This window comes from Granulicella arctica (assembly GCF_025685605.1).
Lineage (GTDB): Bacteria > Acidobacteriota > Terriglobia > Terriglobales > Acidobacteriaceae > Edaphobacter > Edaphobacter arcticus.
On sequence record NZ_JAGTUT010000002.1, the window covers coordinates 450,871 to 464,985 of the forward strand.

At 55.0% G+C, this 14,115-nt stretch carries 15 protein-coding genes; 6 read left to right on the forward strand and 9 right to left on the reverse strand.

Annotation, left to right across the window (positions count from 1 at the left end):
* Window positions 1-5: 5 nt before the first annotated feature.
* From OHL20_RS21840 to OHL20_RS21855, 4 genes are all read right to left on the reverse strand, one after another.
* Window positions 6-1,223, reverse strand: coding sequence for an efflux RND transporter periplasmic adaptor subunit (locus OHL20_RS21840; RefSeq protein ID WP_263385417.1), 1,218 nt, complete (start codon window positions 1,221-1,223; stop codon window positions 6-8).
* A gap of 13 nt (window positions 1,224-1,236) precedes the next feature.
* On the reverse strand, window positions 1,237-2,544 hold the full coding sequence (locus OHL20_RS21845) for a TolC family protein (RefSeq protein WP_263385418.1): 1,308 nt from the start codon (window positions 2,542-2,544) through the stop codon (window positions 1,237-1,239).
* A gap of 8 nt (window positions 2,545-2,552) precedes the next feature.
* Entirely contained in the window at window positions 2,553-2,906 is a 354-nt protein-coding gene (locus OHL20_RS21850; protein ID WP_263385419.1) for a DUF190 domain-containing protein, read from the reverse strand.
* A gap of 62 nt (window positions 2,907-2,968) precedes the next feature.
* Complete coding sequence (locus tag OHL20_RS21855) at window positions 2,969-3,748, reverse strand: hypothetical protein (RefSeq protein WP_263385420.1); 780 nt, start codon at window positions 3,746-3,748, stop codon at window positions 2,969-2,971.
* Window positions 3,749-3,919: 171 nt separating this feature from the next.
* Between OHL20_RS21855 and OHL20_RS21860 the strand changes: the two genes are divergently transcribed.
* Both OHL20_RS21860 and OHL20_RS21865 read left to right on the forward strand, forming a co-directional pair.
* A complete protein-coding gene (locus tag OHL20_RS21860) occupies window positions 3,920-4,618 on the forward strand; it encodes a response regulator transcription factor (protein WP_263385421.1) in 699 nt (232 codons plus the stop codon).
* Window positions 4,615-6,063 (forward strand): ATP-binding protein, encoded by a 1,449-nt coding sequence (locus tag OHL20_RS21865; protein WP_263385422.1) that lies wholly within the window; start codon window positions 4,615-4,617, stop codon window positions 6,061-6,063. The genes OHL20_RS21860 and OHL20_RS21865 overlap by 4 nt, the downstream gene beginning before the upstream one ends.
* Window positions 6,064-6,218: 155 nt before the next feature.
* On the opposite strand, the gene OHL20_RS21870 is transcribed toward OHL20_RS21865, so the two are convergent.
* On the reverse strand, window positions 6,219-7,223 hold the full coding sequence (locus OHL20_RS21870) for a hypothetical protein (protein ID WP_263385423.1): 1,005 nt from the start codon (window positions 7,221-7,223) through the stop codon (window positions 6,219-6,221).
* Between the two features lie 99 nt (window positions 7,224-7,322).
* Here OHL20_RS21870 and OHL20_RS21875 point away from each other — a divergent pair, with 99 nt between their 5' ends.
* The gene (locus OHL20_RS21875; protein ID WP_263385424.1) at window positions 7,323-7,979 is read left to right on the forward strand and encodes a TetR/AcrR family transcriptional regulator; all 657 of its coding nucleotides are present in this window, start codon (window positions 7,323-7,325) and stop codon (window positions 7,977-7,979) included.
* Here OHL20_RS21875 and OHL20_RS25320 read toward each other — a convergent pair.
* Window positions 7,925-8,083 carry a transposase gene (locus tag OHL20_RS25320; RefSeq protein WP_396272724.1) on the reverse strand — a complete coding sequence of 53 codons (159 nt, stop codon included), beginning with the start codon at window positions 8,081-8,083 and terminating at the stop codon, window positions 7,925-7,927. The genes OHL20_RS21875 and OHL20_RS25320 overlap by 55 nt on opposite strands.
* A 1,012-nt stretch (window positions 8,084-9,095) precedes the next feature.
* Here OHL20_RS25320 and OHL20_RS21880 point away from each other — a divergent pair.
* On the forward strand, window positions 9,096-9,956 hold the full coding sequence (locus OHL20_RS21880) for a DUF4238 domain-containing protein (protein ID WP_263385425.1): 861 nt from the start codon (window positions 9,096-9,098) through the stop codon (window positions 9,954-9,956).
* A gap of 192 nt (window positions 9,957-10,148) precedes the next feature.
* Here OHL20_RS21880 and OHL20_RS21885 read toward each other — a convergent pair whose 3' ends face one another.
* Entirely contained in the window at window positions 10,149-10,625 is a 477-nt protein-coding gene (locus OHL20_RS21885; protein ID WP_263385426.1) for a hypothetical protein, read from the reverse strand.
* A 96-nt stretch (window positions 10,626-10,721) separates the two neighbouring features.
* On the opposite strand from OHL20_RS21885, the gene OHL20_RS21890 reads away from it, so the two are divergent.
* Together OHL20_RS21890 and OHL20_RS21895 are read left to right on the forward strand one after the other, a co-directional pair.
* Window positions 10,722-11,267 (forward strand): hypothetical protein, encoded by a 546-nt coding sequence (locus OHL20_RS21890; protein ID WP_263385427.1) that lies wholly within the window; start codon window positions 10,722-10,724, stop codon window positions 11,265-11,267.
* Between the two features lie 54 nt (window positions 11,268-11,321).
* A complete protein-coding gene (locus OHL20_RS21895) occupies window positions 11,322-12,116 on the forward strand; it encodes a hypothetical protein (RefSeq protein WP_263385428.1) in 795 nt (264 codons plus the stop codon).
* Window positions 12,117-12,169: 53 nt separating this feature from the next.
* On the opposite strand, the gene OHL20_RS21900 is transcribed toward OHL20_RS21895, so the two are convergent.
* Entirely contained in the window at window positions 12,170-12,778 is a 609-nt protein-coding gene (locus OHL20_RS21900) for a hypothetical protein (protein ID WP_263385429.1), read from the reverse strand.
* A gap of 47 nt (window positions 12,779-12,825) precedes the next feature.
* Window positions 12,826-14,034: a tetratricopeptide repeat protein gene (locus tag OHL20_RS21905; protein WP_263385430.1), complete on the reverse strand. Its 1,209-nt coding sequence runs from the start codon at window positions 14,032-14,034 to the stop codon at window positions 12,826-12,828.
* Window positions 14,035-14,115 lie beyond the last annotated feature (81 nt).

The following is a 14,115-nucleotide window of genomic DNA, read 5'->3' on the forward strand; positions in this document are numbered from 1 at the left end:
TGCCCTTAGCTGTGGCTTCCGTTTGCTTCATAGGCGGCAGGTTGCGTCTTCACCTGTTCTCCATCGGCCAGACCGCTGTGCCGTCCAACCACAACCTGATCACCACTCTGAAGCCCCGAGAGAATCTCGACGCGTGATGGTGTCTGTAAACCCACGGTGACTTCGACCAGGTGGAGCACGCCGCCTTTGGCGACGTAGACATGCTGGACTGTAGTTCCAAGTCCTTCGACCGCATCCACCGGAACGCTCAAAGTGTTCGGATGACTCGCAAGATGAAGGTGGGCCTCAGCATACATGCCCGGAACCAGGGTGCCGTCACGGTTTGGAACATCGACCTCGGTGTCCATGGTGCGCGTAGAAGTCTGTAGTGAATCGGCGAAGCGTGTGATCTTGCCAGGAAACGTTTTGTTGAGCGTCGTGACGTTGACTTCGACAGTGCTGCCATTGTGAACATCGGCGACCGCACTCACCGGCACAGGAAGAATCAGGCGTAGCAAGCTGTTCTCAGCTAGCCTCACCACCGGCATGGCTTGCGTCTGAGAGGCGATGCCTGCCTGGATCATCGATCCTGTATTCGCATATCGTTTGGTGATAACACCAGTAAACGGTGCGCGGATCGTCGCGTACTGCAACATCGTTACGGTTCGCAGTCTCTCCGAGTCTGCCTGTGTGCGCATCTCCTGTGCACTCTGCAATGCGGACTGCGCGCTCGCAACCTGGGCGGCAGCTTCAAGGTCATGGGACTCCGCAACATCAACCTCTTGCTTTGGGACGAGACCGGGCTGCTTCACCGAGACATCCTGAATGCGTTGGAACGAAAGGTGGGCGATGTTCTCGCTCGCCTGCGCCCGCGTAACGGCAGCCCGCGCGGTGATGATATTGGCCTGAGCCGCGGCTACGCCTGCCGTCGCCCGTGCCATGTCATTTTGCAGTTCCGGTACTTCTAATGTTGCCAGCAGATCACCAGTCTTGACGTGATCACCGATATCAACTGGAATCCTCTTGACGTACCCGGCCACCTTTGCCATCACGTCAACATCCTGATAGGGTATGAATTCCGCGGTCAGGACAAGCTCATCCGCAAGATTCGCCGCGCCCGCCGTCGCTGTGGGTACGGTAGGAACTTCCGCCGCTACGGTTGCCGTCTGGCGGCACGCAGTCATCAGGCAGGAGGCTCCGGCAGAGACCGCAATAAGCATTGCCGTGCGGATAGAGCTTGACATGGATTTCATCCTTTTAGTTCAAGAGTCCGGCTGCGTAGTCGAGCTGCGCCCGCCGTGTGAGATAGGTGTAGTTCGCACCCGCCGCCGTGATTTCGGCGGAGGTCTCACTCAGTTGGGCTTCATTAAGTTCCACGATGCTGCCGAGGCCCGCCTGGTACCGAGCCTGTGCAAGATGAAGCGCTTCCCTGCTCTGAGCGACGAGACGAGCCGTTACATCGAGGCTGCGAAACGCCTCGTTTGCCTGGTACCACTGACTCTGGACTTGTTCATCGACCTCAAGCTTGATGGCATCCACATCCTTGGTCCGTGTACTTGCTTCGAGCACGGCTTCGTTCTTTCGCGCTGAAAACAGACCTCCGTTGAAGACCGGAATATTCAGGTTGAAGCCAGCCGCGGCATAGTTCCCTTCGAGGGTGTGGTCGTGAAACGGGATCTGACCGGCAGCACCAAGAACGTTCAGCGTCGGATAACGTAACCGACGTTCCGCATCGGCAAGGTGTAAGGCAGCTTGCTGGCGGGAAGCGGCGGCACCGATATCCGCACGCTGTACATTTGCTTGCAGGACCAACGATGCAGCATCGGGGGGCAGCGCCTCCGGGAGTGCTTCGTCAACGAGCACCGAGTTGATGGGTTGTGACTGGCCCATAGCCGTCGCAAGATGCACTCGCTGCTGCTGGACCGAACTCTCAGCCTGGAAGACGGCAAGCTCCGCCTGGCTTTCGAGAACACTTGCAAAGCTGACATCAAGGGTCGATCGCAATTGGCTCTGCGCCAAGGCGCTGATCTGACGCACGATGAGCTGGCGATTCGCCTGCGCCTCGCGAGCGGCGTGCAGAACAGCCTCCGCACCTAAGACCTGAAAGTAGGCTGCCCGTACGTTGAGGCGAATTTGTGCACCCGCGAGCGTCGTGAGATCTTTTTGTGCTTCAGCAAGCGAACGTTCGGTCCCCACGAGGGCGCTTGTTCTCCCGAAGTCGGTTACAAGCTGGACGAGATTGCCACCAAAAGCAAACCGGTCTGAAATCGCCGAGGTGGTGAGAGCACCAGCGGCAGTTGTCGTGCCCGTATCGGCGACTTCGGCTCCCGTAACATTGAACGCCAGCGTTGGGAACAAACCGGAACGAGCCTCTTTTATCCTCTGTGCTGCAGCTCTTGCCCTGAGCTGTGCCGCAAGGATACGAGGCTGGTTGGCAATCGCTATGGTCTCCGCCTGGTGAAGCGTCAACGTTGTTACGGGTGTCTCTGGGCTTGTTGTTTGTGCTTTGCACGCGGAGACGACGGTAAGGAAGCAAACAACAACGAAGCAGAGAACGGTCTTCATTCGAACCATCAGGAGAGCACCTTCTCAGGACTAGCAACATCTTTCAGAACCTCGGTGGGGTGGGCTTCGACCAAACCGTCGGTGACCATCGCCAGCAATTCGGGAAGGATGCTCCGCACCTTCGCTAGCTCGTCGACGAAGTACAAGATGACCGGCAAGTGAAGCCCGGAAACATCGCCGGCGTCGCTGCTGTGAAGACGATGATGGGCTCCGAAACCAGCGTGAGCCCGGAAGACTGTAGCACCCGCAATCCCCTTTTCTTGCAGGAATGTCAGAATGTCGTCAGTCAGAAATCCATCCGTCGAGCCTGTGTCCTGATTGATATGGACGGTTACTTTGAGTGCGGGGCCAGCCTGAAGCATCGTGATCTCCGGTCGAATTCAAAACTGGGGCCCCAGGCGAGGGCCCGGCCATACGACCTTCTTTATTGAGAGATCGTCCGCGACTGTCCGATAACCTCAAGTAACGCTTCGCTTTTAGCCCATACCTGTGCAGATCGACGACGTGAGGCAAGCGTCAGCGTAGAGTCGCCGCTCTTCCCCGTGCTTAAGAGGCTCGCATCGGTATACCCATACAGCCCGCAAGCAGAGGCCGAGAACAAGCCCATCGATTGCTCCGTGTCGGTTGCATCACATCCATCCGAACCGCGTCCTACTGCTGAAACCAGGTGCGCATAGACGCCACTGCTCCGCTTGTAACCAACCGTCTCGCCTTGCTGCGATTCGACTTCACTCTGCGAGGGGGTGACCTGATCGCCACCGATCTGCGTCGTCGTGCTCAGCGGATCGAGATCGGTCGCCTTGGGCCGCTGTGCATCCCAGACGGAAAGCGGATCAGCCATGGCTCGAACATACACATGCAGCGGGATCGTCTCACCGCTGCTCACAAGAGAATCAAACTGAATGGCCAGTGTGGATGCGCTCTGTTTTGCATAGGGAGTTTTGTCAAAAGAAAATGCATTCGCGGTCACAACATGTCCGATCACGCGCGTTCCAGAAGGAAGGACGTGATCATTGGAAAGTCGTACCTGCTGCATTGTTTTTGCTTCAACGACGGCTCCAGCGCGAGCATGTCCAGCATCAATGCCATGAGTAAAAGAGATCGGCAGCGTCGTGCCTGGAGCGAGTGAAACATCTGGGTTTGTTTGTGCGAGAGCGAACGAGGAAGCTAACAGCGTAAGCGCGAGTGACAAGGCTACTTTCATCTCAACTCCAGGGCAGCAGGACTGCTGACCCTTTTAGAAGACCACGACGAAGTAGCGTCAAATCTTACATTTTCCTTACATTTTCCTTACACAAATCTTACATTTTCGCCATCTCTCGCCCCACGACGGTTCGTTCCTGCGAGGATAGAAAACGAAGGATGTCCGCTCGCGATGATTTCAGTTTTCCGCGTACTCGTTGTCGAAGATGATTCCAAGCTGGGAGATAGCATCGTTGCGCGTCTGAGAAGCAATGGCTACAACGCTACGCATGCGCAAACGGGAGAGGATGCCTTCTTTCTCATCCTTACAACACAGCCTGATCTGGTGATACTGGATCTGACGTTGCCACACCGTGGGGGTTTGGAAATTCTTACTCAGGTTCGTGCGCAGGGGTTGAACGTGCGCGTCATTATTCTTACGTCTCACAACTCCGTTGAAGATCGTGTGGCCGGACTGCGTGCCGGGGCGGATGATTATCTCGGCAAGCCTTTCTCCTTTCCGGAGCTGCTTGCGCGCGTGTCAGCGTCACTCCGCCGGACGGCGCCGAAGGTCATCTCTGGCACGTTACAGTTGGCTGACCTTATTGTCGACCAGGAAGCTCGCATCGTGACTCGGGGCGGCTCCCGTCTCGAACTGACGACACGTGAGTATGACCTTCTGCTCTACCTCTTCGAGCACCGTAACGGCGTGGTGTCGCGCGAGATGCTGGTGAAGGATGTTTGGCATGAAGCCTCACGGTCCACTCCGATAGACAACATCATCAATGTGCAGGTAACTCGTCTTCGTCGAAAGATAGATGATCCCTTTCCGGTGAAGCTTCTGCATACCATCCACGGTGTAGGCTTCGCCCTCCGGGAGCCACCACGGTGAAGATCTTTCGTCCAGCCAACATCCGTACACGTCTTGCCGTCTGGTTCATTGCTATTCTTGCAGCCATCCTGACGATCTACATCGCTGTCGTCTTTAGCTTCCAGTATTTCTTGTTGGAACGGCAGATTTTTCACGACGAAATTCAGGATGTTGAGACCGTGGAAGGCCTACTCTACTTCGATGCTACGGGAGTACTCCACCTTCAGGACAACTATCACTCTCGTCCTCAATCACACCTATTGGAAGACCGCCTCATGGAAGTGCGGGATCAGTCCGGGGTGATCCTCTACCGTAGCAAAACGCTCGGCGACATGATCCTCGGCGGAGTAACACTTCCAGATGAAGGTGCAACGTCGTATAACCAACGCTCGATCCGGATCGCTGATGGAACCCATGTCCTGCTCATCAGCCACCTTCATCCTGTCCAGAACAAACTGGTACTCATTCGGCTCGGCTACAGCCTTGAACCCCTGCATGACCGGATGCTCCGTTTTTTCTTCCTGCTTCTGCTGGCCACACCCATCGCCCTGATCCTCGCTGGCTTTGCGGGCTATAGCATCGCCCGACGCGCGCTTCGCCCGCTTGATCTCATGGCTGCACGAGCAGAACAGATCACTGCAATCCGCTTGCATGACCGTGTAACAGTCGAGAACCCTCATGATGAACTCGGTCACATGGCACGAGTGCTGAACCATCTTCTGGATCGGATCGAACAGGCTTTTCTACAGCTGCAACGCTTTACAGCGGATGCTGCGCACGAACTGCGCACACCCCTCGCATCGGTCCGCGCTTTAGGCGAAGCGAGTCTGTTGGAAGATCTTAGCGCTGCGGAGTATCGCGACACAATTGGAAGCATGCTCGAAGAAACTATCCGGCTCAACCAGACCATCGACGGACTCCTCCTTTTGGCAAAGACGGAACTCGGCCAGGCAGCGGACCAACAAAGGCCGTTCTCGCTTCCGGAATTGCTTGCGGAGATCATCACTCTGCTTGATGTTCTTCTGGAAGAGCGACACCTTGCTGTTATGCAGGAGGGCGCCGCCGCGCTTGTAGAAGATATCGTCGCAGATAGAAGTCTCGTTCGAGTTGCGTTCCTCAACGTGCTTCACAATGCGATCAAATTCACAGCAGGCGGATCGAAGCTGCACGTCTTCTACTCCCGGCAAGAGCGAGAGGAAGGAATCTTTCAGAAGGTCTGTATTCACGATAGCGGTCCAGGTATTCTGCCTGCCGAACGCGAACGTGTCTTTGACCGCTTCTTCACAAGCGACTCTGCATCGACCTCCAACAGGAGCGGAGCAGGACTCGGACTCTCCATCGCAAAGCTCATCGTCGATCGTAGTGGCGGACAAATTTTCTTTGAAGACTCAAAGATAGAGCAGGGTGCGAACTGCTGTATCGAATTACCTGTTGTCAGAAGCGCAATCCTTATCCCGTCGCAATGATGCAGTTCGATGGAGTAGATTCCTCTGCGTGATTTGGGAAGTTGACGCTGCGCTTCTATCATTTGTTCATGAACTTGAGGTGGTTGGCGTTTCGCCGGCATCCGCACTGCTGGACACCCGGCTACTCCCCCAGAACGAGCCACCACGGCGTTCATTTAGATCGCCTGGGCTGCCTGCCCTTTGCGTAGATGCGATTGGGACCTTCTAAGATCCTTGACCACAGTCTTGCTCACGAACTTTGTGATATTCAGGCTGTCGCTGTCCGCACCTTCAGATTTCTTGAGATCGTCGTCGAAGAGTGAAGTACCATCCCGCGTGGTGATCGTCAGGTGATAGCTGAGCTTGGTTGTTCCAACGAAGTGACCCAGCGGCCCGACTGAAGCACGCAAAGCCTGGTTGCCCTTGGTGAAAGCCATGGGGCTCACTTTGATGGAAAACGCGGCGCATTGTGCCTGGGAACTCTGGTCGCCAGAACGGTAGACGTGTTCGATGGATTTCTCCGATTGGAGCCGTTCGACGAGCCGCTCGTACAGCAGCACCCGGTCTTCGGACGGAAAGCTCGATGGGGCGTCTGCAGAGATTGTTTCCACCTTCACCGTATTCAGTGTCTGCTCGGACGCGGAACATGCTGGAGCCGTCACGGGCTGGGGAGTTGCTCTAGCCACAACTTTGAGGCTAAGAGCACTGATCACTGCCGCGGAATCCTGAGACTTCATAAGAAAGACCGCTCCGTGGTACTGACCTGAAGCGTCAACGAACTCCATCGTGAGAAGGCCTACTTTCTTGTGAGCTACCGCCCCAAGCACATAACCACCGCCATACGGAATAGCTGTGCGAGCAAACTTGCCGGCCACGCCACCCAGTTCGACTTGCTCGTCCCCATCCGAGACCGAGAGGATGTTTACCTTGGCTACTTTGAAGGAAGCGTCTCGCGTCGTGAACTGCAGGGTACGACTGTTGAATGAAAGATCGCCATAGCTGCCTGAGTCTATTCCGGGCAAACCAATCAGCAATTTGGCCTGGATGGCCGGATGGCGTGTAGGTTCATCAACAGCCTTGTCATCCGCGTTCTGCGCTCTAAGAGCGGCTGTGATGAAGAGCAACATGAGTATTGCGATCTGCGAAGGGTAATGAATCCGAAACTTACCGAGAAAGAACATTTGACACCTCTGAACTGCTTACAACTGCAAGCTTCTGCCTATTGATAGTAACTGTCAATAGCGTGACGCTGTTATTTGATGTAAATTTGCATTATGGGCATGAGAGAACGCAAAGCGCAGCGCAGCCGGGAACGAATGATCTCCGAGGCAATGGGCCTTTTTGCAGGGAAAGGCTATGAAGAGACCACGATGGAGGCGATTGCGGAGGCCGCGGATGTCAGCCCTTCTACCCTCTACCGATACTTTCCCAGCAAAGACCTCATCGTTCTGGCGAGCTTCACCGGAAACACAGCCAAATTTGCCGAAGTGTTTGCGCTTCGAGTCAAAGATCTGTCGGTGGAACGCGCCCTCGCGGAGGCAATCTTCGCTGTGCTCGCTGTGGAGGATGAAGAACCCAGGCATGCACTGCTTGTACGGTCCATCCTTGGCCAGTCTCCGGTAGCGCGAGCACGACTCTGGGACTATCTCGGGGAACAGCAAAGACAATTGAGCAAACAGCTTGCGGAATCGTTGCAAAAGGCTGGTGATGATCCGATCGTATTGCTCACGGCCAGGGTTGCATTAGAAGTACTCCTTGCTGCAGCCGATATCTGGCGCGCGAGCAAAGGAAGGACCTCCTCTCGGGCTACGGCGGGGGCCCTCATGCAACTTCTAAGAGGGGGGAACGTTTTGTTTCCCGATCCCGGTCCAGAGTCGTCGACTCAGGAAGCAGCGCCGAAGGCAACAGCCAGGAAGGCGCTCACCAGGAAACAATGATCTGGAAATGCGGATTCGACAACAATCCGTCTCAGGTGAGCGTTACCCGTCTTCGTGATTCTGCCCTGTCGATGCCCCTCCCTACTGGAGTTCTCACTGGGCACAGCCGCAGTAGCCCATCAGTTATCGAGCGCCTGGGAAACGAAGACCGGGCCTGACTCGGACGCGATCGTCACCGCCGAAATGTGCGCGATGCCACGCAATGCCTGAAGATACCGTGACGACTTAATGGCTTGCTCGAGTCTCAGAACCCACTCTCGTATCTGCTCGATTCATGCGGGTAGTCCAAGCGAGTCGAGACGAACGCATAGCCCCCGCCAAAGCATCTGCACGAGGTCACAAAGCCAAAATCTCGAACAGCCACCGCAACATCCACCGGCACCTGATCCAGATCCCTCACCCACAAGAAATACCGCCAAACCCCTGTAAACATTGGTGCCCGAGGGGGGACTTGAACCCCCATTCCCTAAAGGGCGACGGATTTTAAGTCCGCTGTGTCTCTTAGTAAGTAGCTACCATATAAAGAGTTATGCTTGCCTAAATGTGAACTGTGTAAGTTTATGTGTAAATTTTGCCGCTTTCCCATCATCGCACACCTTCTCTTTTGGGCAGTGCTTGGCCTTCAAGAACCGAGAGAGGGGTGAACTGCAGGCATGGGCAGGCTCAGAGGCTCAATCCAATGTCCAAGTCATGGCTCTTCTCCTGCTTGGGTGCCTCTGCAAGCTCACGCTGCGGCGGCTTCGGGCCGGGCGTATGAGCTGCTTGTGTGCGAGACATCATGCCCGAGCGCCGAGCCGAGCTTCTCTCGGCTGTTAGTGAACAGTTGCACAGCGCAGGCCCGCGCGAAACGGCAACGTAAGCGATGAGGTTGTTGACCAGGTCTTTGGCCCCCAGCTCGGCGTCGCCGGATAAAGCTCGACTACACGGTCTTCTGGGCGGCCTCCGTCCATCTTCAAACTCATCCGTCCATCCTGGCCGATGCCCTCCACGGTCCCGAGTTCACGGTTGGCCAGCTTCAAGTCGGACGGATGGCTCCGTGCAGGCTCTAAACGTTGGTTTAGATATGTACGGGCGCGCGGATTTTCGGGACTACTATGAAGCTGGAGGACAGCGCGAATGTCTCCAGAAGAAAACGGCTCCAAACTGACGGGAAGAAAAGACCATTGGCTCCCGCAGTGTTACATGCAAGGGTTCATCGGCCCGTCACGCAAGGAAGAGCCCAGACCTCTTTTCTCTTTCGAGAAAGAGACTCAGAAATGGCGACCGGTCAGCACTAGAGAAATCGGACAGGGCGAAGGGTTTTATGACTACGCCGAGGGAACCGACTACGATGCCGTCACGCATCCCGACTCTGTATTCGGACGCCTCGAGAAGCAATGGCGGTCGAAGCGTGAGCTAATGGAGCGTGACAAGTTCGCATCATGGGCGAAGCACAAAGATTTTCTGATTGAGTTCATGCACATGCTAAGAGCAAGGTCTCCAATGGCGATGGAGCAGCAACGAACTGTAGCTGGCTCCTACAGGGTGGTGCAGGTAACCGACATCTTCCCCCACCCCACGAACACGAGCCTAACCGGAGTCAAGCTCGATACGATGACGCCGTATCCGATGCCCGCGCCCGCAGTTAGGAATACTGTCATTAGACAGATGTTGACTGATGTGCAATCCGGCTCCTCATGGGCTAAGGACATGGACTGGTGCTTGCGATACACCGACGAAGAGAGCAACCCATACACCGCTACTGACCAAGCGGTCATTGTGCAAGGCACACTGGTAGCTCCAGCAGTCACCCCGGAAGTGCTTGCTCACCCGGACACGATTGTCATCTTCCCGCTGTGCTGGCAATCGTGCTTGTTCGGGAGCCCACTCAAGTTCGACGTGTCGTATGACCGGGCGCACCCGCAACAACCCTTGAGCATCCGCGATGAGCAAAAGCAGCGGTGCGACAGGTTTGTGATTTCTCCGGTGATGTTCTGAAGGTATGCTTCGTGCGGGGCGGCTATGTTCACTTGCAGACGGCTAACGCCAGTGGCGGCGGGATCGGCAACGGCGTTTTCGCCTTGATGGGCCGCAACAGGATATGCCCGTCAAACCCGCTCACCGGCAGTATCTCAAGCTGTACCCTTGTGAAACACGGCGGGGCAAGGACGCGCGGCCTACTCCGTGCTGTCAGATGATCCGCACATGGGCCATAGACAGCGTGAACGGTTGCTGGGCCAGCGCGTCAAGGTCGGTACCGTGGAGTAACATCAACTGCTTATACGCCTCAAGAATGACATCGTGGATAGTCTCAAGGTCCTGCATCATCAACGCCCGGCCCTCGCCTGAATTTCTGCGGAAATTGTGTTGCCGGTAAAACGAATGTGAAAGTCGGTTGCGCTCTCGGAGCGCAAGGTCCAAAAGTGTTGCGATTTGTTCAATCGACTGGCTGTTCCCCTTAGCGTTCTTGATGAGCGTGCCGAGCGTCTGGCGGTTTATCGCCATCATAATCTCGGTGGCGCGTTTGCCGTCCCCACCGAGCAGGTCTTCCGCGATAGCCTGTTCTCCAAAGAGCAACGTGCCTAATTCCGTCTCCAAAAGCTGCGCTGCTTCCGAAGCCTCTCCGAACTTCCGGTAAACATCATCGAGCGTGGGTAGACTGTCCATTCCATCAGCATGTCACAGTCTTCCCGACGCGGCAAAGTGGCCGTATCGTTGGGCGAAAAGGATACTTTGTGAAACGGCGGCAGTTATAGTAGAGGCATGAAAGCGCCCAAGCCGAAAGCGATGAAGCCACCCAAGCGTTTCGCTGTAGGAACGCCTGTCCGAGTGAGGTTGCCCGGCATCGACGGTATTGTTAACCAAGTTGATGAAGAAAGAACCTTCATGTCTCAATACATGCACACAGTGCGAACGAAATTTGGAGAACGCAGGGAGCCGGGTAGCATTCTCGAACTGATTCCGTCACCTATCAGCATCCCAACGTCGAGAACTGGGAAGCTGGCGGAGAATATCCATTTCCACGGCCCCAACGCGCGGCTGAATGTGGACAGCATCGACAGTTCCACTAACACCGTATCCATGTCGAAGGATCGCGTTTTTGTCGAACTGCGCGAACAAGCGCAGTCGATAGATGACGAAGCGGCGCGGACCGAAATTCTGACCCGGATAGATGTTCTTGAAAGTACCCACGGGACAGGCGGTTTCTTAGCGGCCTATCAATCATTCGTGGCTATCGCGTCCAACCACATCACCGTCTTTGGGTTCCTTCTGCCTTGCTTGACGCAAATGCTTTCTGGCGGCAACTGACCAAGGGGCACGAAAAGTGCGGAATCTATGCGGAACGTTAAGGCGGTGCGAAAGATGATCGAAAGAGCGATGAAAGCGTTTCAGCACGGGCTAGACGCTCTCTGCGACGAGAAATGGTTCCGGCTCTACGGGAACGGCCTTTGCATATCGGCGCTGGTCGTCGCCAGGTATGGTGCTGGCTTCACATGGTGGCAAGTCTTGGTTGGCTATCTGGTATACGGCATTTGGGATGCAGGCTCAGAATTGCTGCAACGCGCTAAACAGAAGGGCAAATTCCAACGGGTTCAATTCAGAATTGGCCTGACTCACCTGGGACAAGCGCTAGTTGACGCAGGCATCTATACCGAGGATGAGATCAAGCAGAACAACGGCGCGCTATGGGATTCCCTAGGACCGTACTCCAGTGGCTACATCACCTTCACCTGGCTGGAACAAGATCTGTTTTTCATGAATACCGCCAGCGTCTTTTCGGAGTTCGCAGAGCTTACGATCAGCTTGAAACCCTTTGGAAGGCGCGCCGACGAAATCGGAAACCCGCTCCGCCATTTGCCTGACTGCATCGAATTGCGCGGTAAGGGAGACGCCTACGAACTGGTTCTAATCAAATCTGAGAACAGGCGCGGTTGGATTGACCCTGAAGGGCCTGCGGTTGCCCTAATCAAGCTCCCTTACGAATTCCTCCGCAGTCTCCAAACACAGCCGAAGCGTCACGAAAGCTTGATGGCCTATTTTGACAAACAGCGTGGCATGTTGGAGCGAGTCGGCCTGAAATACTGGGCGGACGACGAAATGTCGGACGTTTGGGACTACAAAGGGAAGTATGCAGACCTTCACTGGTGGACGTTTTAGAGCTAATGGCAGAAAAGGCAAGGAGACGCACGAGCATGCCGAGCTTAGACCAACTAAGCTGTGAGGGCCAGCAAATCCGGGCTACTCAAAATCTCAAAGCCCATCTGCCGGATGTAGACCAAGTGCGCATCCATAATGGGCTGAAAGTTGTGCGTCTCGTTTGTTGGCGAATAATGGAAGAATCCGCGCTGGCCGGTAGTCATCAAGGTCTCGTAGTCTTTAGTGAGCTTTGCATCTACATGCGCGCCGCCATCTTTATCGGCAGCCGCGAGGAGCAAGTCTTTCCGGCTTGATCGCGTTTTCCCCAGAATGTAGACAATCTGGTTCCACCAATCCGACACGGAAAACTGTGCTTTGATCGCATCCGGGCTGATCGCGGCTTTCCACGTTGTTGGGCCTCCTCCAATCATCCTGAGTCGCCCCATGCCGATTAACATTACGGCGTCAGGGTGTTGATCCGCTGAAACGGTGCTTGATAGCTTGATATTCAGTGCGTCGAGGTGCTTCAAGAGAGAAGTGGAATTCTTGGTGTCATGGATCAACACGCGGATGGCTGTGGCAATCCTAATGGCCTCGTCGGTGTAGCCCGCGTCGTAGCTCTCACAGGATCGCCGCAGAAACCCGAGTTGCCGCTCCAACTGTTTTCTGAAATCGACTTCCACAGTATCTCAACCTGCTATCAAACTTATCGAGCCGTGTGCTTCGACCATCACCACGGCAAAAGCGGCAGCATAATCTTGTCCAATCGCGAGTATCTTACAAGTCCTGGAGCGCGCAACGCCTGTCTCAATGAAAACCGCTTGAGCAGCAAAGCCAGCGTACCCGAATCAATCATCTCTTCCAGCCCGCCGATGAGCGACAGATGATATTCCAAGAGATTATGGGTGAAGTCCGCAGCATCCTCTCCCAAGACCGTACCTGCGTCTGCCAAGTCATCAATTCGTCGAATGAATGCAATTGCTATGCTTGCGCTCAAAGCTGGGACATGGCGCAAACCCTCACCATTTTCAACTGTCTTGAAATTTAGATCGAGGTTTCGATCATACCCAGCGAGAGCTATCCTAATGTTCGAGACTATCGTCACCTGCCGGATACCATGCGTTTCTGTCAGAATTACCTCGCCGGCGGTGGGGATTTCTCTGTCAATAATCTTCAGCTTTCCAAAAACTTCCTCTCCGAGAGTCTGTTTGAGTGAGCCGATGCTCTGGCCCGCTGCGGTCTTGAAAATTTGCAACGCCGACTCCGTTGCGGTTTTTGGCTTCCAATCGGTGCCCTGACCAATCCGTTCTACTTGATCTGTTGTTAATCTTTTGGTCACCGTCTCTTGATAATGGATGGCATCAATACTTCCCGCTTTGGCTGCGAGATTAAACCAGAAGAGAGCCTCGAAAGCATCATTCTCAACCCCGATCCCATTCATGTACCTGGTGCCCAAGTTGAGTTGGGCATCGACATCGCCTTGATCTGCTGCGAGGCTAACCCACCAAGCAGCCAAAGACTCATCCTTATCGACTCCCACGCCGTTATGAAAACAATTTGAGAGATTGATTTGGGCGTTCACGAATCCGCGCTGCGCGGCTAATCGGTACCAACGCAGAGCTTCTGGGATATCGCATGAGATTCCCTTGCCGTCTTCATACATCACGCCAAGATTGAATTGGGCATCTGGAACGCCTTCTTCCGCCGCCGACCGGATCCAGCGCACAGCTTCGTCAAGGTCAACGGAAACGCCTTCGCCGTTATGGTACATACGCCCAAGCATGGCTTGCGCACTCGCGTTACCTTGCTTGGCGAGCGCTCGGAATTCCGTGAACGCCTTTGCGTGGTCACCGAGCGAATACGCTTCAAGCCCGGTCGAAAGTGCGCTGCTTGCCAGATTCGGCGACCAGCGCGATAGAAAACTGGCAACTGACGGCATTGCTCCTCCCTCATCCCAAAGCTCAAGCAACCATATTACCGCCTCGCATTACGCGCTCCGAAGGGAAACCTGTAAAGACTT